This window comes from Pseudoalteromonas sp. A757 (assembly GCF_004103285.1).
Classification (GTDB): domain Bacteria; phylum Pseudomonadota; class Gammaproteobacteria; order Enterobacterales; family Alteromonadaceae; genus Pseudoalteromonas; species Pseudoalteromonas galatheae.
Map to the genome: position 1 here is coordinate 217,614 of NZ_QNQN01000070.1, position 19,952 is coordinate 237,565.

At 42.5% G+C, this 19,952-nt stretch carries 20 protein-coding genes; 6 read left to right on the top strand and 14 right to left on the bottom strand.

The window, feature by feature from the left end; translation table 11 throughout:
• Positions 1-4 precede the first annotated feature (4 nt).
• The 5 genes from DRB05_RS13940 to DRB05_RS13960 all read right to left on the bottom strand — a co-directional run bounded on the left by DRB05_RS13940 (position 5) and on the right by DRB05_RS13960 (position 6,027).
• On the bottom strand, positions 5-493 hold the full coding sequence (locus DRB05_RS13940; protein ID WP_128727492.1) for a hypothetical protein: 489 nt from the start codon (positions 491-493) through the stop codon (positions 5-7).
• On the bottom strand, positions 493-1,131 hold the full coding sequence (locus tag DRB05_RS13945) for a glycine zipper domain-containing protein (protein ID WP_161568693.1): 639 nt from the start codon (positions 1,129-1,131) through the stop codon (positions 493-495). The genes DRB05_RS13940 and DRB05_RS13945 overlap by 1 nt, the downstream gene beginning before the upstream one ends.
• The gene (locus DRB05_RS13950; protein ID WP_128727494.1) at positions 1,121-3,256 is read right to left on the bottom strand and encodes a hypothetical protein; all 2,136 of its coding nucleotides are present in this window, start codon (positions 3,254-3,256) and stop codon (positions 1,121-1,123) included. The genes DRB05_RS13945 and DRB05_RS13950 overlap by 11 nt, the downstream gene beginning before the upstream one ends.
• The gene (locus DRB05_RS13955; RefSeq protein WP_128727495.1) at positions 3,249-5,450 is read right to left on the bottom strand and encodes a hypothetical protein; all 2,202 of its coding nucleotides are present in this window, start codon (positions 5,448-5,450) and stop codon (positions 3,249-3,251) included. The genes DRB05_RS13950 and DRB05_RS13955 overlap by 8 nt, the downstream gene beginning before the upstream one ends.
• 148 nt (positions 5,451-5,598) lie before the next feature.
• Positions 5,599-6,027: a hypothetical protein gene (locus tag DRB05_RS13960; RefSeq protein WP_128727496.1), complete on the bottom strand. Its 429-nt coding sequence runs from the start codon at positions 6,025-6,027 to the stop codon at positions 5,599-5,601.
• Positions 6,028-6,418: 391 nt separating this feature from the next.
• Here DRB05_RS13960 and DRB05_RS13965 point away from each other — a divergent pair, with 391 nt between their 5' ends.
• Together DRB05_RS13965 and DRB05_RS13970 are read left to right on the top strand one after the other, a co-directional pair.
• On the top strand, positions 6,419-7,495 hold the full coding sequence (locus tag DRB05_RS13965) for a hypothetical protein (RefSeq protein ID WP_128727497.1): 1,077 nt from the start codon (positions 6,419-6,421) through the stop codon (positions 7,493-7,495).
• A gap of 502 nt (positions 7,496-7,997) precedes the next feature.
• Positions 7,998-8,774 (top strand): 2OG-Fe dioxygenase family protein, encoded by a 777-nt coding sequence (locus DRB05_RS13970; RefSeq protein ID WP_161568694.1) that lies wholly within the window; start codon positions 7,998-8,000, stop codon positions 8,772-8,774.
• A gap of 76 nt (positions 8,775-8,850) precedes the next feature.
• On the opposite strand, the gene DRB05_RS13975 is transcribed toward DRB05_RS13970, so the two are convergent.
• The 5 genes from DRB05_RS13975 to DRB05_RS13995 all read right to left on the bottom strand — a co-directional run bounded on the left by DRB05_RS13975 (position 8,851) and on the right by DRB05_RS13995 (position 13,855).
• Positions 8,851-9,918, bottom strand: a complete 1,068-nt coding sequence (locus tag DRB05_RS13975; protein WP_128727499.1) for a ChuX/HutX family heme-like substrate-binding protein — start codon at positions 9,916-9,918, stop codon at positions 8,851-8,853.
• A gap of 9 nt (positions 9,919-9,927) precedes the next feature.
• Positions 9,928-12,045: a TonB-dependent receptor gene (locus DRB05_RS13980; RefSeq protein WP_128727500.1), complete on the bottom strand. Its 2,118-nt coding sequence runs from the start codon at positions 12,043-12,045 to the stop codon at positions 9,928-9,930.
• 151 nt (positions 12,046-12,196) lie between these two features.
• Positions 12,197-12,604 (bottom strand): biopolymer transporter ExbD, encoded by a 408-nt coding sequence (locus DRB05_RS13985; protein WP_069021332.1) that lies wholly within the window; start codon positions 12,602-12,604, stop codon positions 12,197-12,199.
• A complete protein-coding gene (locus DRB05_RS13990; RefSeq protein ID WP_045963679.1) occupies positions 12,597-13,100 on the bottom strand; it encodes a MotA/TolQ/ExbB proton channel family protein in 504 nt (167 codons plus the stop codon). The genes DRB05_RS13985 and DRB05_RS13990 overlap by 8 nt, the downstream gene beginning before the upstream one ends.
• A gap of 14 nt (positions 13,101-13,114) precedes the next feature.
• Positions 13,115-13,855 (bottom strand): energy transducer TonB, encoded by a 741-nt coding sequence (locus tag DRB05_RS13995; protein WP_128727501.1) that lies wholly within the window; start codon positions 13,853-13,855, stop codon positions 13,115-13,117.
• Between the two features lie 63 nt (positions 13,856-13,918).
• On the opposite strand from DRB05_RS13995, the gene DRB05_RS14000 reads away from it, so the two are divergent.
• Genes DRB05_RS14000 through DRB05_RS14010 form a run of 3 tightly spaced genes read left to right on the top strand, consistent with a single transcriptional unit; the run spans position 13,919 to position 16,699 of the window.
• Complete coding sequence (locus tag DRB05_RS14000) at positions 13,919-14,836, top strand: ABC transporter substrate-binding protein (RefSeq protein WP_128727502.1); 918 nt, start codon at positions 13,919-13,921, stop codon at positions 14,834-14,836.
• Positions 14,836-15,891, top strand: coding sequence for an iron ABC transporter permease (locus DRB05_RS14005; protein WP_099029927.1), 1,056 nt, complete (start codon positions 14,836-14,838; stop codon positions 15,889-15,891). The genes DRB05_RS14000 and DRB05_RS14005 overlap by 1 nt, the downstream gene beginning before the upstream one ends.
• 1 nt (position 15,892) lies before the next feature.
• Positions 15,893-16,699: a heme ABC transporter ATP-binding protein gene (locus tag DRB05_RS14010; RefSeq protein WP_128727503.1), complete on the top strand. Its 807-nt coding sequence runs from the start codon at positions 15,893-15,895 to the stop codon at positions 16,697-16,699.
• 76 nt (positions 16,700-16,775) lie between these two features.
• Here the strand turns inward: DRB05_RS14010 and DRB05_RS14015 are convergent, their stop codons facing one another.
• Positions 16,776-17,912: an MFS transporter gene (locus DRB05_RS14015; protein ID WP_128727504.1), complete on the bottom strand. Its 1,137-nt coding sequence runs from the start codon at positions 17,910-17,912 to the stop codon at positions 16,776-16,778.
• 169 nt (positions 17,913-18,081) lie between these two features.
• Here DRB05_RS14015 and DRB05_RS14020 point away from each other — a divergent pair, with 169 nt between their 5' ends.
• Entirely contained in the window at positions 18,082-18,309 is a 228-nt protein-coding gene (locus DRB05_RS14020) for a hypothetical protein (protein ID WP_128727505.1), read from the top strand.
• Positions 18,310-18,432: 123 nt separating this feature from the next.
• Here DRB05_RS14020 and DRB05_RS14025 read toward each other — a convergent pair whose 3' ends face one another.
• Genes DRB05_RS14025 through DRB05_RS14035 form a run of 3 tightly spaced genes read right to left on the bottom strand, consistent with a single transcriptional unit; the run spans position 18,433 to position 19,942 of the window.
• A complete protein-coding gene (locus DRB05_RS14025) occupies positions 18,433-19,092 on the bottom strand; it encodes a YoaK family protein (protein WP_128727506.1) in 660 nt (219 codons plus the stop codon).
• Positions 19,089-19,505 carry a VOC family protein gene (locus DRB05_RS14030; protein ID WP_128727507.1) on the bottom strand — a complete coding sequence of 139 codons (417 nt, stop codon included), beginning with the start codon at positions 19,503-19,505 and terminating at the stop codon, positions 19,089-19,091. Before DRB05_RS14030 ends, DRB05_RS14025 begins: the two co-directional genes overlap by 4 nt.
• Positions 19,502-19,942 carry a DUF2214 family protein gene (locus DRB05_RS14035; protein ID WP_128727508.1) on the bottom strand — a complete coding sequence of 147 codons (441 nt, stop codon included), beginning with the start codon at positions 19,940-19,942 and terminating at the stop codon, positions 19,502-19,504. Before DRB05_RS14035 ends, DRB05_RS14030 begins: the two co-directional genes overlap by 4 nt.
• Positions 19,943-19,952 lie beyond the last annotated feature (10 nt).

A 19,952-nucleotide genomic window follows, 5' to 3' on the forward strand; every position in this document is an offset into this window, starting at 1 on the left:
TTACTCAAAGTATCATATCTATTTCTTGTGCTAGTGATTCAAGCTCACTCTCTAGCTGGTTTAGCATTTGCTGTTGTCGTGATTCGCTTGCCGCTTCTTGAAATTGTCTCAAGACCTCCTCTCGACTCAGACCGAGCCATGGGTAGCGTGTTTTCAGCTGGCTAATTTTTGTCTGATTAATACGCTCAAGACCTTTGTATGTTTCTATCTTACCCAGCAACGCATCATGGCTTGCAATTAAAGCGTTTAACTTCTCACTTTGTATTACTATCAACTGCGTTAGTTGTACCTTGTCACTTTCAAGCTCTTGATTTTCTTCTTCAATCGCATTCATTTGAGCTTCGATATCCACTACCCTTCGGTTTAGCTGTGCCTGTCGTTGCTTTGCTTTTTCTTCGCTCCATCCATACAGCCCACCAGTTGTTGGATCACCTGTCGTCTCACAACCTGATAGCAAAGACAAAAACAAGCAATATATAACCCGCTTCAGCATTAGTATAATTTCCGTCTATCTAATGAAGCTAGCTGGGCTTGCATGAGTTCTAGCTCGTTCTTTTCAGCAAGAAGTTGTTGAATAACCGTTTCACTATGTGAGGCTAATTGTACAGAAACTGTTTCTCTTTCTTGTGCCAGCACATCCTTTTGGTACTGAATTTCTTCAGTCAATATCTCGACTAACTTAGCTGACTTGGAAACCGCTTTAGACAAGCTATCTTTTTGCGTTTCTAAGCCACTATACTCAGCACTGCGTTTTTGAGACTCTGCCTCAATGCTTTCTAACTGAGCGGTATAACCTTCTATTTCCAAATGAATTTTTTCTCTTTCATTTTTTGCTGCGATAAGTTTCTCTTGTGCCCCTTTAATCACATCTTGCATATATAACTCAGTATTAGCGTAATCCTGCTTCTTCTTAACCACACTCTTGGCATAAAGATCACCGGCAACAGCACCAATCAATGCACCAATCATAGCGGCTTGCTTATTGTCACCTAACACCAAACCAAGCGCACCACCAATGAGCGCACCTGTCGATGCTCCCTCAGCTCGAGTTTTAGTGTCGTCAGTCATTGCACACCCGGATAGCAAAGCTGTCATGATTGAAGCAGCAACAAGGTTTTTCCTACTTTTCATCGTTCGTTTCCCACTGGTTATTGGATTTAGTAAGTACATCAGCTAATTCTTCGATATCGCTCGAGGCATGGCTGTTAGGGGCAGGTAGTAGCTCTTCTATGGTCGACTCTTTAGTATTTAAATGACGGTAATCATTTTCGATACGCTCTTTTTCTTCTAGTAAGTCCTCAAAATCATCGCTGTCGCGCAGGAAACTCAACCTTCTTTCTGTAACTTCGTCTGCCAGCTTTTGCTTTTCGTCTTTGCTTTGTTTTAAATCAACTAAACGCTGCTCTAAACGCATACTATCGACATCGGCAATTGATTTGAGCTTACGATCTCGACTATCAAGCTGCGCTTGGATCAGGCTTTCGTCTTTAATTTCTAGTCTTTCAATCAGTAGATCCATTCCTCGACTGCGCCTCAACAGAGCCGATACCTCACTGAGTAATTCATCTTGTAACTTTGCGTTATATTCACGTTTGTTTACCCAAAGCGTAATGGAAGGGATAAGTAATGTTGATGCCTTGAAAAGCCTAATAACTTCCTGTTTTATATCTTCTAGTTCATTCTCAATCGCCAATTTTTTACAGACTCTATCGTCATTCCCTTTAAGGGCTGTGTTGGTATGACGCTCAGGAGAATCGATTCGGTAACCAAAGTCCCATTTTTCAAACGTTTCCCAACTATGTTCACCACCGGCATCACTGACGACTAGACCGAGCACTTCAAATGCGCCACTGAATGAATACTCGGCACCAATCCCGTCTTGTCCACCAAAAAAATGCTTAAATTGGATTGGTATTTTTTTACCTCTTAGCTCTTCAAGCCTCATGGCATCTTCAGATTCAACTGCCATTAGTGACTTAATACTTACCACCAAGCCATGCTGTTCACTTAATCGTTTGCCAATTTCACCTTCAAGTTGAGGCCGAATTAATTCTTCAAACTGACTTAATGCTTTGTAATGATTAAACTTGTCATTCAACATCACTTCTTTGCAAATGTCGTGTACTAGTACTTTTATTCTGTCGAGAATTTGTGCTTGCGTTATCGCTAACAAATCAATCTGATTGTCGTTTTCACTACTTGCAAATAAGTGACGATATTTTTCAAACTCTCCTTCTTTCGCCTTAACTTCCATGCGAATATTTAACCTTACACGGCTACCAAACATCCCCGTTTTAAATGCGCCATCTTCTTTATCAAACGTGAGCATCAACCCATTCAATAACCTCAGCGGAGCAATGTTTGGTAATGTATGAAATGAATTAAGTTCATAACCAATTGCGGTAGCTTGTTGCTTAACACTATTTTTAACCTGATCGGAGATAGAGACGTCTTGACTCGTTGCCGTTTTGAAGTTGCTCAGCAAATCCATTTCAGATTTGCCCAAAATATGCTGACGGATTGCTCTATCAATACCCGCTTTCATGTGTGCTACCACCCCCTCGATATCGCTAATTTCAGACTTGCGATAGGCTTGGTAGTTATTCAATGTCATTTGACATTCGGACGTTACTTCTAAGCCCGTTTCTTTAATCTTGGTACTATATTTAAATTCGGCATATCGCTCTGGTGCGTTACGCAGTGTGAAGCCAATATTAAAATCCATTCCTTTTAATTCTTGCTGCATTTGCTCGCACACCGACGTGTTTAATTCACTGCTTTCTCCACGCTGTAGCTCTAGCTGATAAAACTCATCTAATAAGTTGCTATTTTGTGAGTCCAAACATTTCTTATACATTTTCGACATGCAGTGATGCAGGTGCTTATCTATTAAATTAAATAATCCTTTTTCCGGCGTACCGGACATACTTAAGATTTCGACTAACTTATGCGCTTCAGTTTGATCTGTAATTTTAAGCTGAAAAGTAGCATAAAACTCTAGTGCAATCTCACTTGCACCTTCATGCCATTCAAATGGAATTTTGCTAATGACGATTGGTTTTGTATGAGATTTAACAAAGAAATATTCATAATTTTTCTTATTAAATAAATCAGATAGCAAACCTTGCTTGGTTACGATTTGGTTGGTTTTCTTATTCCAAGTGACAACAAATCCCTCTCCATGAACTCTCGGATTGTGAAAGTTAGTATCGACTTTTCTGATTAAGTTGCTCAAATTAGAGACGCTTTCATGCATGGTAGGATTCTCTTCTAGGTTTTTTAAATTGTTTAATAGCTTCGCTTAACACGCCTTTTTTTAGCTTTAGTAGCATCCTCAGCTTTTTATCTGCTCTACAATCTCTGTACTGCGCTAACGCCTTATCTCGCTGAATTCTTAAATCCGCTTTAATTTGCTCGTACTGTTTTCTGGTGCAAGCAATGGCAAACAATTGATTCAATCGTTTGAATTTTTCATCCAACTCTGTAAGCATCATGTCGTAATGCTCATATGCGCTTTCATCGGTGACATATTGCGCTTGGATCAGCGTCTGTTTTATATAAATTGATGCAGTTAAAAATGCAGTGATATTTCTCTTCTTTAAACTTTCATTCAAACTAGGCATCGCGAGCAATTGGTAAATTAACTCTTCCGCTCCCTCTTCAAAAATTAACGTAATCAAGTAAGAGGTTGCCTTATCGTCAAGTTGATTATTTCCTTCTAACACACGGTGCATAAGACTAAAAACAAAAATTCTTACAATCATTAAAGTTAAAACACACTGTTCACTATCAGAAAGTATACTTTTTAGTATTTTTAATAAATGAGATGCATCACTATATAAATAGCCAGAAAAATAGTAACGAAGCACCGCAAAACTAGGGCACTTTTTACCCTTATCCAACCCAAGCTCATAGCTTTTAGAAAATATATACTCCAATGACAAAACTTCAGACTCACTTTCAAATTCAATTGAGTAGGCTAGAGTATTAAACAAAAAATAGAGGTGATTTTTGAAATCACATACCACCTCTTTAAGCTTATTTTCATAGGTTGATTTAAATGCAGGCACCCAGTTTTCAATATGAATTTCCAAGTCTGAAATAGATATTAAATCTTTCTCTTTCTTTTCCACTTGTCCTAGTAGTTGATAAATAAATTCATCGATGGCCGACTTAAATCTATCTTGATAAGAAAGCGCCCTAACAAATGAAATAAAATGAATTATTTTTGAATCTTGGCACTGACGATAACGCTCAAATATCTTTAATAGATAATCACTGCTTACAGTCATTACCCCAGCTTCAGAAAGCTTTAAGTAGAGATAGGCAAGGTCTGAAAAAAGTGCATCTATGTCAAGGAGTTCGTTTGTTATATCCTGATCAAAAATGACTTCCTCAATAATTGGCGAGAGTACAGCTAGTTGGAATGGATTGTTTGTAAGCAACTTTTCTCGATATACGCTTGCCTGCTTTAGCGAACTTAGCCGGATACAACAAATGTCCAAGCCTGACGATGATGAGAGCTCAAGCCCAGCTAATTTTAAAAACGCATCAGGATCTTGCTGCCAACGAGCATAAGCATGAGTTAACGCTTCTACCCCTTCCCCCATTTCTTTAGCTTGTTTTAATTTATGATCAAATGCCTTAGCAATTGCTGTTTGAAATAACACCAGTGGCATGTTGTTAAACCAACAAGTTAGCGAAATAACTAAACACCCCAACCAATCATCGTTATCTATTGCCGCCGCAGGTAACGGGTCATGTGTAAAGTGAATTGCAGGCTGCCAATAACCTTGCATAGCACTTATAGAGTTGAAACGCAGGTATTCCTGGATCCTTCTAGGACAATCACTATCGCCTTTACTATCCAATACCATAAGCAACGTCGCCTTGCGTGCTTTTAGTTTAGACGTTAGTGCATTTAGGTTTTCACGGGTTTCGATAAAGCGCTCGAAACTTTCTAGGTCTTCTATTGGTTGCCTAATAACATACGCGTGTTGACTTTCTACGTAAGGAAATCTTGATTCTAAGTACTCAGTCATTCGACATGAATTGTGACGTATGTAGTAAGATGATATTTCGGTTTGCTGTAAAGCAGCAGCAATAGCCTCTGAGAGATAAAAGGCATTCTCGTTGTTTTTTTCAATAATCAGCCAGTTGTGACAAATGAGGAAATTGTTAAGTTCGGCTAACTTGACGTCATCTAAAATGACCTCATTACTCGCAATTTTTGGAAACGTTCTTAACTGAAGTGCTTCATACTTCAGTGGTTTCTTATCAGCATTTGAGAAATAGTTATTGACCTGAACATCTCTGTTCCCTTGGATCACAGCTTCTTCAAACGTACTACTATCAAATTGGCTTAGTTGCTGCGGAACATCATTATCATATGCATTGGTTTCGATGCCAATGCTTGAACCAACCTCTGCTTCCTTTGGATCAGCACTCATATAAAATCACTTTTAAAATTTTAAAAACGGGAGCAATTAAGCCTTAAGAGCTTCAAATAGCGAGTACTTCGCTATGAAAGATACAAGCTTCTTAACTAGCTTAAATTTACAGGGTCAAACCACCCCTTATCGGAATTTAAGGCTACCTTTAGTCTTTAGCACCAAAGTTAAGCGTAATGTCCCTATTACCAGTGATGACATTTGGTGCATTCGCCCCGCCGTTAAAGGTGCACCCTTGAAACTGAGTATTGCTTTGCTGTCCATTTTGATTTGTAGGGTCTGAGTGGTGGTTGTTTTGTTGATTTTCTATTCGCTTTTGGTGGTACTCTAGCACTTCTTCAGGCTCAATATTAAGCGCAGTCAATAGATTCTTTAGCTTACTTACCGTCGATGACGAGAGTGGCGCTAAACTGGCTAAGTAGCCTTCTGTCTTATAATTGCGAAGGCTTCTATCACTCATGTAAGCACTGTCTATAACTTGCTGTTCAGATAGTCCTTTCTGATTAATCTTCTCAACAATTAGCTGCCTTAAAGACTCTAATTGCATCTCATCCGCAAAGTTATAAACTTGTTCCATTTCGCGCTCCTTACCCTCAGGCATACCAAAAAATCTCACTTACCGGTCTAAAAACCACATTTATATTACATTTCTATACAATTAAAACATAATTTTCAAATATAATTTCACTTTGTTACCTTAATAATAAATTATGAAAGTCACTAGCCCTTCGGTAACTTGCATCGTTGTGAACTTTACGAAATCTTGCTCAAAAAAAGATAAAAAGCCATTAAAAATCATAACAATAGAAATTATAACCATGTAAAGCAGCATCAAACACTCTTATTTAGCAAGCAAGAATTAGCACTGCTTCCTAGTTCAAACAGGTGCGTCAAGGTAGAAATAACCACCCTTAACGGAGTTTTTAAAAGTCAATAAAGTTAAGGGAAATTAACAAAAGGAGTTTAATATGAAATTTCTACCAATACTGAGTGTTATCGCTTTGTCTAGTTACTCACTCAAATCACAGGCTACCTTCACGCTACCTACTCATGATGCTATGACTAGCGCCCCGGTTAATGCCACCAATTATAAAACCTTTAGCAATACTGATGGCATTATTGGATCCGGTGTTGATGTGTATAAAATCAGTTATAGCAGCGGAGCCGACGATTACGTGATAATTGTTAACTTAGATAAAGGCGGACACCCACTAATAATTAGCTCTGAAAAGCACTCTGCGGCCAAGTCCTGGATGATGGGGGGAAATTCACACCAAGATAGCACCCCATATTATTACTTCAAAGCAGCCAGCGGATACGGATTTCATAATGCTTTAAAAGCTTTAGACACTGATTTGACTCAATCATATGTCGGTTTCACTAACTTAAGTTACTTTGGCCCTGTTAGTTCAAACGTAGGTGAAAAGCGAGGGATATTATTTCCTAACCGCTCACATTCAATTTGGATGGAGGGAGGAGAATTAAAACATTCCTTTTATCATGAAGATTCTGGGTATTACGAGGATAGCATTGACCAAACTTGGCACTACGCTCTTGATAATTTAGCTAAGCTTGAAATCGGTGGCGGTAAAGCATTTGTAGGGCGTGTTGATGAATTTGATGATGTCACTTCCTTCCAACCCAATGATTCACGAGATTATTTTGCAGCATTGACTGACTTTGATAATGCAACATATCGGCGCAGTAATTTAGTATCTTACGCATATGCCTTTACTACCAATCATTTAAGTTCCATAAAAGGATACAACTGCAGCTTTGGAGGTGGTTATCCAAGGGGATTTGTCGGTACAGTTGATGCTGATAACAACCCAGGAAACAAGCATGAAAAGCTAGTCATTCTGGTAAGCCAGTGTCAAAATTATAGATACGCAAAGGATGTGCTAGAGATGTATGGACTCAATATGTCTAACGTCATGACTCTAGACAGTGGAGGTTCTTTAAAGTTGTATCTAAATGATTCGAATAGTAAAAAAATAGATTATGGCCGTACAATTCCTAATATACTTGCATTTTTTGAGGATTAACAAAGTAACCGCTCAATTGTTACTGTAAATAGAAAAATCGCTCTCTACTCAAGTAGTTTTCGTGGATTTATTCAGATTCTACCGATGACTACTTGTTCCTGCTCACTTTTACTCATAGCTTTCCTCCAAAGTGCAAGAGAAAATATACATCCTAGATGTACTAGCCCAAAAGGCTTTCCATTTGTCCTGCCCACAGCCCTTTAAACTATTGAGAAAGCATAGATTAATATTAATTCGAGTTACCCAGCTCAATTAATCTCCACTAAGCTAAAACTGAGTGAGGCATACGGTACAGCAACCATTCGTTCGAACAAGCCCTTCACATTAAAACTCACTATAAAATTCAGTTTTCATTCCGTTTAGATTCCTATCATTTCCTTCAAAATCAATAAATTAAATGCAAATCTATAAACACCAAAACAAATCCGATGAGGTGCATATGAAAAAGCTTATTGAAATTTTTATGAAAACAAATCAAGCAAGTCAGATAGGAGAATCAAAAATGACTAAAACTACATTGTTAAGAAATGGTTTCTGCCAATATTCTTTGCCAAATTTCAACGTTGGTTCAATACAAGATATTGAGTTGTTACTGAAACAGGTGGAACCTGAATTAGGCTTAGATACCTATATTCCATCCGGTCAAAACGCAAGAGGTATCGTGCGTTATACCGTCAAGGACGCTAACACACACCTTATCACTCCCGAGGACCGACAAGGTGGCCAATACTATGTATACGGCTTACCTCAACAACTAAACCCGGACGCAGGGGGTAAACAAAGGTGGTTCAAAGCAATAACACATTGCAGTGACGGTACATTGATTTGCAACCACCCAGTGATCACAGCGCTGACTGAATTTTTGATCCAACATTCAATTTCGGCACCGTCGTACCATATTGAGCATCAGTTTATTGGCTATTATCCGACACCTTACGCGGATTGCTTGGTAACCCCTAATACGCTTCATTTCGACGGGTTAAGTCATCAAACGATTACCTCAATCCTTACGCTGGCCAGAGAAAATGTATCAGGCGGGGAGTTTGTGATAGCTGACGGTATCGCGGTAAACACCCCTATAGATAATGTTAGTACCCAAGATCTTCGGCTCTTTACTGAATTACCGGTGGGGTCAGGAGTGATTATGGACGAGTGTCAACGTGGTACTTCCCGTCCACTGTGCCATAGTGCAATGGCGACAAGAATGGAGAGTGCGCAGCAAAATACCATCTCTAAACGAATAATCTTGGTCTCAGAAGTCACGCCTATTTGGCACTAGAAAATCAAAGGGCTCGTTTATTGAGCCCTTTTCAATATAGCTGGTTGTAAAAGATAGCTTTTCTATAGCTCAGATATTACGCCGCAACCTGTCCTTTGTGGATCAATCGCTCACAGAGGGCTTGCCACTCATTGGTTTGCTTTTTGCCTTCAATGCGGCGGCCAAATAGCGTTAGTACCGTTTCGCGATTGGCATCGAAAAACTCAATAGAGGTAACCACCGTATTGCCGTTATCCGTGGGTTTTCTGACCACGAACGCGCGGATTAGCTCGTCTGCTTTTACATGCAGGTTAAACTCAGGATCTAAGACGTTAAACCAAGGGCCAACTTGCTTGAGGTTTTCAACCTGCCCAGAGAAGATCTGTACAGCACCTAGGTTGCCAACGAATACCATAATCTCTTGCTTAAACGTTTTTGCTTGTTGAAAAATATCAGCAAGTTCAAAGCTCTGTAGCTCAAAGCTCCATGGTGAGCCGACGAGCTCAAAGGCCTGCAACCGTTCAAGGTTGTATGTCTCTAAAAGCTTTGGAAAATGGTGCACATCCTCAAGCTCACTCCACTGACTCCTAAAGTTATCTAGTTGCTCAGCGCTCGGCTGAGTAATTGTAGGCTCCACCAGTTCAAATGGCTTCACGCTAAATGGGCGCTGTGATGTTAGTTGGTAGCGTGCTTTTATATTCACCAGTTCATTAAAGTCCGACTCATTCGTAGTATAAACCTTATGTACCGCACGGCCGTTTTCATCAAAAAATTGAAAGCTCGTGTGGCTTTCAGTTTCGACTAAAAATACGCTTTGCCAACGATACAAAAATAACCGCAAGTCGATACCGCCGGGATTGATTGCAATACCACTCAGTTTGCCATTATTGTCCGAAACATAGAGCTTTTCGTATAACCCTTTAATTTCATTTACCACACTGCCATTACGCGTCAGCGCCATCACTTTACCCAGTTTTTTCAGGCTTTTGAGGATATCGGCAATCTGCGTTTCGTCTAAGCGCGTTACCGTGGCAGTCACCGCTTCTTCCTGTTGAGCATTCAATAACTCGGCTTCACTTACACCAAGTTGCATCGCTGCATCAACGGGCCGCAGTCTTGGCTCACCCGCTAACAAGGTTTTATAGTCTTGAATTAATTGCTTCATGATCTCTCCTTAAAAACGCCAGCTGATCTGGGTTTTAATATTGCGGCCAAAACCGTAATCGCCTATTCCACCACCGGTACCAGCCATCAGTTTGTATTCTTTGTTAAAGACATTATCGACAGCAACTCTTAGATTAAACGCAGCATTAATATCCCAACTCGCGTATAAGTCGGTCAGAATGTAGCTTTTTTGTGTTTGCGTTGAGTATTGTCTTGTTGCACGGTCCATCACCTGCACATCACGATCGCCACGCCTTACTATTTGTGCACCAACTTGAACGGCTTTATCAAATAACGAGGCGCCTAAATCCAAAGCCATTTTGTCTGCAGGCAAATACCATAAAGGCTCGTTGTCTTGATCTTTTCCGTCTATGTCACTGTAAGAAAAGTTGCTGTAAAAGCGCGGTGTTGCAAAGTTTACTTCCAGCTCAATGCCGTCTCTATCATTGCTAGCGCGATTCGCATAACGCGGTGCTGGTACGGGATTGGTCACATTACTGGTGACCGACGTGATTTCATCGTCTACCGAGATATCAAAATAGATAAAACGTGCTGTTAATGTGTCATTGTCAGTGAGTATGTTATTTGCCTGATAGGTCACGCCAACTTCAGTGTTGTTGCTATATTCTACGTCTAACGCTAATCCTGGTTGTCTGCCACCGTATTGATCGTATAATTCGTCAATGAGTGGTGCTCGGAAACCTTCTTGGCGGTTTGCAAACACCGCCCACTGTGGTGTTAGTTGATAGTTTACACTCAGGGCCCCCGCCCAATCACTGTGTGTCACTTTACTATCTAATGCTGCAAACGTCTGTTGGAATTTAGCCGTTGGTGAGGTGCTATAGCGTTCATAGCGAAGTCCTGCGATCACAGTAAGTTGCTGCCAAGTAAATTCATCTTGGATATACACACCGGAGCGCTTTTGTGTACCACCTGGTTGAGATGTCATCTCGGCTGTCACTTTTGTCGTGCCGTATTGCTCACAGGCGTAGGTCTCGTAGTTGAGTTTTATGCACGGTAATGCGGTCTTTTCACCAATACGCTCTTTGTCGGTATATTGCACGCCATAGGTCAAAGTATGTGAGTCCAATACGCTGGTGTTCATTACATCCAGAGTGGTGATGTTGTATTCATAGTTTGATTCAATACCTATGTAGTCCTCAAGCATGCCGACACCATCAGATTCAGTGACTTGACTACTGGTATAACCGGCCTTAGCGCTTAGGTTGAGATAAGGATTATTCGCAGGGTTGAGTTCATAACTCAGGTTAGTAACGGACTGCTCTACCTCACGGTACACCGTCCCCCATGCGCCCGGATCTGTTGTATTAAACTCGGTTCGCTGGTTATCTGTGGTTTCGGTGTAGCTTGCCCCCACAATGGCATCATCACCTAAAAAATATTCCCCTTTTAACAGAACAGAGCTATTTTCGATTGCCGAGTTGTCCAAAGTTTCATCATTAGAAAGCTCCCAATCATCACTGTCGCGCTTTACCACACCAGCTAGTAAGTCGAGCGAATCATTCGGCCTTGCAAAAGCGATCACAGAGGCATTCTTCTGGGCATTGTTGCTGTCATAACCAAGCTTAATTTTAGCGCCAGCGACTTCACCATCCTGTAAAAAATCAGCGGCGTCTTTTAGCTCAAACTGAACAACACCACCAAGTGCACCGCCCCCATGCAGCACAGTACTCGTGCCTCGTTTAATGCTTATCGAGCGATATAATTCCGGATCAGTGAACAGGCTACCCATGCGATATTTTTCAAAAGTTTGCAGCATGCCATCAATCGTCACCATCACGTCTTCCGCGTCACTAAAACCACGAATATTGAACTTATGTCCAGCCGCTCTTGGCCCACCACTGACAGAAACATTAGGAATGGTATCTAAGGTCTCAAATACACTGCTATCTAATTTGCGCTCTATTTGCTCCGACGAAATAACATTCACCGCTTGTGCCGATTGCAATGCGGTTTTTGCGGTACGCGTTGCCGTGACAGTCACTGCATCTAAGTCTGTTTTTACCACTGTCGACTGAGAAACATCCTCATTGGAAGAAGCAGCAGCTTGTACCCAGGTGGCAGAAGTGGCAAGCGCGATGAAAAGGGTTAATTTAGATAAACGCATAAGAATACTCCGAGTGTCGTTATTTTTTACACGCACTTCAACTTTGCCCCTGATCTTCCCTAGTCCTGTCTTATCTAAACAGGCTCATCCAAGATGAAATGCGATTGTCGCGGCGCAATATAACACACACCAATCTAAATGGTAATTATTTTTATTCGCTTTTAACAATTAAGTTCGCGACTTGAATCTCGAGTGTACTAAGCTGTGCAAAAAGTGATACCAGTGCTTCACTGGGTACTTGTTTATCCACGGCGATATAAATCACCTCTGACTTGTCTAAATGACCAAGCGCTTGTATCAGCGTGTTTTCCGCGCTAAACGGCTGCTCGTCTAAGGCATAGGCTATTTGATCATGATTGAACATGATGCTCACTACCTTAGGTGTTTTTTCCAGTACAACCTCACCATTTTTTCCCGCTGTTGGTAAGTTGACCTCCAAGACGTTGAGTTTTACCGCCACACTGAGCAGCAAAAATACAAGGACGATAAAAAGCACATCGAGTAACGCGGTTAAATCAGCACCTAGGTGCTGAGGTTTGGGTGTCGGCAGCTCAAGCATTATCTGCCTCCACCAAGGTAAATTGGGTATTCATATAAAGCACAAGCTCGCTTTGAAAACGCTCAACCATCGCTTGCAAAACGCCATAAATAAGTAAACATGGCATGGCTATCGCTAGTCCTGCCATAGTTGAATACATAGCTTCCCATAACCCATCCGCTAATAACGCGGGTGTTACAGCTTGCTGAGTTTCGGCAATGGTTTTAAACATTAATACCAGCCCCCAGACAGTGCCAAAGAGTCCCATTAATGGGCTTAGCGTGCCGATAATGCTTAAGATCACTAACCGCTTACGCCACTCAAAAACATACCCTTGTAACCGCAAAGCGCCGACTGCTTTGCTACGAAAAAAGTGAGGTTTACGCTTGATTTCAAGGACGGTAAACCAAGCGCGGCTAAGCACCCAAAGACGCTCTATAATCACCGCAAGCGCAATAACCGACAAACATAAAAATGGCCATTGCATTGGGCCAAGTTGGGAAAACCAGGACTGCATCGTAGTAATACTCTCTAAGAAAGGGAAAATTTAATGGGTACGGTAAACAAGGCTTTTACAGCATTACCGTCACGAAAAACTGGATGAAATCGCCATTGTTCAACGTTCTTGCGAGCAGCTATGTCCAAAGATTGATGGCCACTGCTTTTAACCAAAGTTAACTTCACGATTTCACCTCTTTGATCCAGCTCAATTTCAAAAATAGTCACGCCTTCAAGCCCTCTTCGCTTGGCACGTAATGGGTAGCTAAGCGCAGGTCTTGGTGCTTTGAATAAAGGTAAAGCATCTAATTTAACAGGAGAGTCATCGGTACTATTTGCTTCACTGAGGTGTCTCGCTGAGGCTATTTGCGTTGCTTCTTGCTGCGACGTATTTTCTCGTGTTGAGGTAGGCTCCGTTGCTTCAATAGTTTTTTTATTCTCAGCCACTATGGCTTTATTAAGCTTTTTAGGTTGTGGCCGCTCTTTGGTCTGTTGCTTGGGTTTGGGTACAGGCTTGGCTTTCTGCTCTTGCTTCTGTGGTTTTTTAAGTAGGTGCGTAGTGCCATTAAAATCAGATGGCGCTTGCTCTGCTTCCACTTTTTGAGGCGGCTCTTGGGAAGGTTGCGCCGCAAACGAAATCATGAGTGGTTTGGTGACTTTACTCACTTCATTTGCAGCAACGCCTGAGTGCCACACCAGTGCTGAGCTTGCAGGAAATAACCACCACAAACCATGCAGCAGAGCGGAGACTGTGATGCAGATAATTAATTTCATATTGATAAAGACAAATGATAACTGTTACTATTCGCAATAAATACTAACAAGTTTGGATCTGTAATGAAAGCTCAAATTACGACACTGCTAACTTCTAGTTTGCTACTACTCACTTCTCTTCTACAACCTACCTATGCCGATCAAGGTGCCAAAAATATCGTTGTTTCTGGTGGCTCTATCACAGAGATTATTTATGCACTTGGCGAGGAAAATCGTATCGTTGGCGTAGACAGTACTAGCGTATTTCCTGTTGCTGCGACCGATAAACCACAAATCGGTTACGTAAGAAAAATTAACGTTGAAGGGATCCTTTCCCTTAATCCTGATTTATTACTCGGTGAAGCAGATACAGGCCCAGACAAGGTATTAAAACAGCTTCAAGATACCGGATTACCCACCTATATTTTCAGCGATAACGATGATCTTGCTGGCGTCGAAGAAAAAATAACAACAATCGCCGAGTTACTGGCAGTTAAAGATAAAGGCCAAGCGCTAGTCGAATATATTCAAGCCGACAGAAAAGCCTTAACGCATGTTCTAAAGCAAGTGAACAACAAGCCTAAGGTATTATTTGTTTTAAGCCTGCGTAGTGGCCAACCAATTGTTGCGGGTGCTGGCAATTCTGCAGATGAGGTTATCAACGCAGCTGGCGGCGTTAATGTTGCAGCTCAGCATTTTGACGGTTGGAAGCCGCTCGCAACCGAAGCGGCCATCTCCATGGATCCTGATGTGATCATTAGTATGGGCCGCCATGGAGAACAAAAAGCGACGGATTTAAGCCAAGTTCCCCACTTTAAGTTCTCTAACGCCGTTAAAAACAACCGAGTTATACTTATCGATGGAACGTATTTACTTGGTATGGGCCCACGCACACCACAAGCCGTAGTTGAGCTCGCTACCTTACTCCATCCAAACGCCACACTGCCCAAGGGTTACCGATTTAGAGCAGCCCAGTCTGTACCAAAAAATGAGTCTCTGTAATGCTAGCACTCGAGCAATCTCTAATTCCCGCTGAAGTTGCCAGAAAATGGATGTTGTTGGGACTAATTATCGGCTGTATCGTGGTGAGTTTTATTGGCCTTACCAGCGGCGGAGTGAGCATTAGCTACAGTCGTCTGATGGATATTCTCTTTGCAGGTCAATCGAGTAACTTAGAACACGCGGTGATCTGGCAAATTAGATTACCAAGGTTGGTGCTCGCAATTGTGGTGGGTGCTGGACTTGGTGCATGCGGCGCTGCAATGCAAGCAATCTTTAGAAACCCGCTAGCAGATCCAGGGTTAATTGGGATCTCTAGTGGTGCCGCACTTGGCGCAATTAGTACCATCGTATTAGGCTCTACGTTACTCAGTGGATTTGCGGATTATTATGGAATTTACGCGGTGCCAATCGGTGCTTTTCTGGGCTGTCTTGGTGTGTGCAGTTTAATCTACCGTTTATCCAGTCAAGGAAATCGCTTCACAATTGTCAGTTTGTTGTTAGCGGGTATTGCAGTAAACGCCATTGTTGGTGCAGTCATCGGAATACTGACGTTGATCAGCTCAGATCAACAGTTACGCGACCTAACTTTTTGGAGCATGGGGTCACTTGCAGGTAATAGTTTCACAACTATCATCCCATCGCTGTGTTTAATGTTGGCATGTTGTTTTGGTTTTAGCCGCTTGGCTCAACCGCTCAACCTCTATTTACTTGGCGAGCAACAAGCTAGACACCTCGGGGTCGATGTCGTGCGCCTTAAAAAGAAAGTGTTTGCTTATACCGCATTGTGCACCGGTGCGGCGGTTGCGCTAACTGGTATTATCGGTTTCGTCGGCTTTATTGTTCCTCATATTGTGCGCTTATTAATCGGCCCAGATCACCGCTATTTGTTACCTGCTTCGATGTTGGGTGGGGCAATTTTACTGTGTTTGGCGGACTTGCTCGCTCGCACACTCATTCTCCCATCAGAATTACCGATAGGCCTTATCACCAGCGCTTTAGGTGGCCCTTTTTTCCTGATCATGCTGGTGAAAACATATCGTATCAAGGAGCTTTAGTATGCTAGAAGCGAATAGTGTCAGTGTCCAAGTGGGGCAAAAATTGTTACTCAAAGACATTGATTTTTCGGTCAGCCTGGGGGAGTTTGCCGTTGTTCTTGGCCCCAACGGTGCAGGCAAGTCTACCCTACTCAAGGCGCTGTGCGGTGATACCTCACTAACACAGGGCGATGTCACCTATCATCAACGAAGAGTACAAGACTTAAGTGCCGTAGCACTCTCTCATATCCGTGCCGTACTCACGCAGCAATATGATTGTGAGTTCCCATTTAGCGTGCAAGAGATAGTGGATATGTCGCACTATGTACATCAGCATGAGTGTACACCAAACTCGCTTCGCGAATATTCACAGCAAGCGATGCAAACTTTATCTGTCGAGCATTTAGCGGCGCGCTGCTTTACTCAGCTATCAGGGGGAGAAAAGCAAAGGGTTCAATTTGCGCGGGTACTTTGCCAGCTGCTACCCACTTTACATGCGAATAACCCCTGCTACCTGATGATTGACGAGCCTACCGCAAGCTTAGATTTATATCATCAGTATCAAGTCATGAAGCTGGCTCAGCAAATAGCTAAACAGGGAGCGGGCGTAGTGGCAGTGGTACATGACTTAGCCCTCGCTGCAAGCTTTGCCGATAAGGTATATCTGCTACAACAGGGCGAATTGGTTGCCACCGGATCCCCAGAGGACGTACTCAGTAACGCACAATTAATGAGTACCTATGGGATTGATGCAGAGATCACGCTTTCAGATATGTTTTTACCAACCCTAGGTGTTGCAAAGGCATTTGGACTTGCGGCAGAAAAATAACCTCTACTTAAACAGGCTGGCCTGCACCAGCCTGTTTAATCAACTCGCTAAAATTAAGCAAGTTGCTAGTTACCTCCTAAATTGATGCGCCTTTTACTGTGCGTATACACAAAATGGCAAGACTAAACAAAATAATAGCAAGCAGCGCCATCGCAGCCACACCAAGGCTGTAAGCAAAACCCGCGACGGCAGACCAGATCGCAACACCAATGTGCATCATGCTCATGGCCAGTGAGATAAGTACACCACTGTGTGCAGGCGAAAGTTCTGAAATATATACCTGTAATGCCGGAGCCCCAATGCCACCAGCCAATGCCCAAAGTGTCATCAAAAAGTATAACGGTATGAGAGAGATACCTTGATACCAATAAAGACCGCTACTGGCGATGAGGCAAACGACCAATGATGCACGCATGACCTGCCGCCCACTTTCAAAGTGGGTTGCGAGTTTTGGCATCATCAGGTTTCCAGCAACGCTCACTAAGCCTAATAAGGCATACAGTACACCAATAAACCACACTGACAGTGCTTGTGTATCTCGTAAATGCTGCCCAACCAAATTGAACAAACCAATACCACCACCTAAACCGATACACATGGTAAGTAACGCGCCAACAACACCGGGGATTTGCCATAGCTTGACTGATATCTTAGTGCCTTTTCCAACTTTGTCATTTGGGATCGCATGGCGGTTTACGGTAAGTAATAATGCTACAACCCAAGTGGCGATCCCGAGCGCAACAAAAGCCGCTCGCCACGACATTAGATGCGTTAAAAACGCGCCAAACGCAGGACTTGAGATCATGCCAAGGGTTAAGCCTGCTTGCACCCAACCAATCCGCTTTAGCGCATCTCCACCAGAGCTTGCCGCGATGGCAAATGCAATCGGTAGCATGCCAGCACTGGCAATACCTGTGATCACACGAGCAACCAACCCCCACTCAAATGAAGTGACCAGCCCTGTCGCGATGGAGGCACCACCAAAAACCACGATTGCAGGCAAGATGATAGCTCGGCGCCCTGCTTTATCTGAGAGCGCCCCAAATAAGGGAGCCACAATCGCTAGGGCTACGCTGTAAGTGGTAATAAACAGTGTAACTCGCTCAGGCTTTACACCTAATTCGAGTCCAATAGGCTCAAGAATAGGCCCAAGCATCAGCTCATCGGCCCCGACTAAAAACGCAATAAAGGCGAGTAATAAAGTCAATAACATCTCATTACCCCTTTTTTGCGCAGCAAACGGTTACCTTGCAGGTGTTCAACAAAGCATAAGAAATAAAGCCAATATTAATTTGGTCTTTGTTTAGGTTAATGCCTGACATTATCAGGCCTTTTAAAATCAAGTTCATTAAATTACATCCATAAAAAACGGGAGATCGGCTGTGATACCGACCTCCCGTTTCAAAAAATTTCGAAAACGTGTGCCGCTGAACTTTGGGCACAAAAAAGCCGGCGATGAAGTATCATCGCCGGCTTCGTCTTTCCAATCATCAGATACACTGCCGTTGCCCACCTTTATTCAGGTAGTCACCAATGCCTCTGATGAAGATTCAGAAAGTAAGCTCCGAGCAACACTTCATCGTGTTAATGCGCGGAGCAAAGCCTTATAACAAAATTCTTAAATAGGATGTAAAACATCGTGGAAAGATCCAAATTAAAATCGCGCGCCAATTTATACGATGTCGATTAAGTAGTCAATAATCCAAACTAAGATACGTCAACACAACGGTGTACTATCTCTTATCCCTAAGCGCAAAGCGGTAAAAAACTGCGATCAGCAAACAAATGGTTATAGGCAACCACAGCGCCTGAAAGTAAAACTTGTTATAAAGCCAAGCGCCTAACACACCACCTGCCACAAACCCTGAGATTATCAACACAAACAGTCTTGTTTTTCTGGTATCCAGTGGCTCGCCTCTACATAGCGCTCCAATCATTAGTCCTAAGTCGGTGAATATTCCTGTTACATGGGTTGTCCTCACCACAGCTCCACTGTACGTGGTGGCTAATGCGTTTTGTAGTCCACAAGCTGCAGAGGCAAAAAAGTGACCATAAAATGAGCCTTGCATCAGTAATACGAGAGACACGGTAAGCAACATGGCTTCGATCACCAACGCGGTATCGTAATGTTTGCCAAGCCTTAGCGTGGTGCCATGCAGCAAAAACCCCGCAAGTGCAGAGCCAATCAAGAACGCGAGTAACACTCCAAATAAGTGCAGGGTTTCTTTAAGATTGTCACCTAAAAAACTGGTTCCGAGCATAGTCGCAGTGCCGGATAAGTGAGAAACGGATTGGTGCTCGAAGCTAAGTAGGCCGATTGCATTCACAAACCCTGCGACGAGCGCCAATATAAAAGCGCCGATCTCAACCCATTTTGGTAACTTTGAGATCATCTCTTCGCCATCGGATGATCAGGATTTAACTGCAATAAGTCCCAGCGGTTGCCATAGAGATCTTCAAACACAGCAACCATGCCATAATCTTGCTCTTGTGGCTCGCGAATAAACTGAATACCAATAGACTTCATGCGCTCATAATCACGCCAGAAATCATCGGTATTTAAAAATAAAAAGACTCGCCCGCCAGCTTGATCACCAATAAACTTCTGCTGCTCTGGCGTAGAAGCTCTAGCAAGGAGTAACGCAGTACCATGGGAATTAGGCGGTGCCACCACCACCCAGCGTTTATCTTGCTCGGGTTGATAGGTGTCTTCTATTAATTCAAAACCTAGTTTATTGACGTAGAAGTCGATGGCTTCATCGTAGTCTTTGACGACGAGCGCAATATTAACAATATTTTGTTTCATGATGAGAGTATCCCATAGCCTCTTGCCATAAGCGCAGTAAGTAGCGATAAAATTAAAAGTAACAGTATTTCTAGTCTTTTAATGACAATGATGCGCTGGGGCACAGACAAATTAGCTGCTGTTGTATTACGGTACTTCAATAAAAACACAGTCGGAATGATAGATAGCAAAGCGGTTAACAAAAATACTCCCTCTTTGGCATGGAAAATCGGGTTTTTAGTGTAGAACTCACTGGGCTTGCCAACTGCAAACCATAGCGTTAATCCTGCGCCAAGGGTTACAAGCGCACTGACGCCATACAAGCCATCAATTAGTACTAAGCGCTTAACGCTATGACTACTCATTGATTTGGAGAGTAGCATGTTTTCAATCGCGAGCGTCGATGCCAAAAATAAAATACCGATAAAATGAATATATCTAACGGCTATCTCTTCCATGCGATGCCCC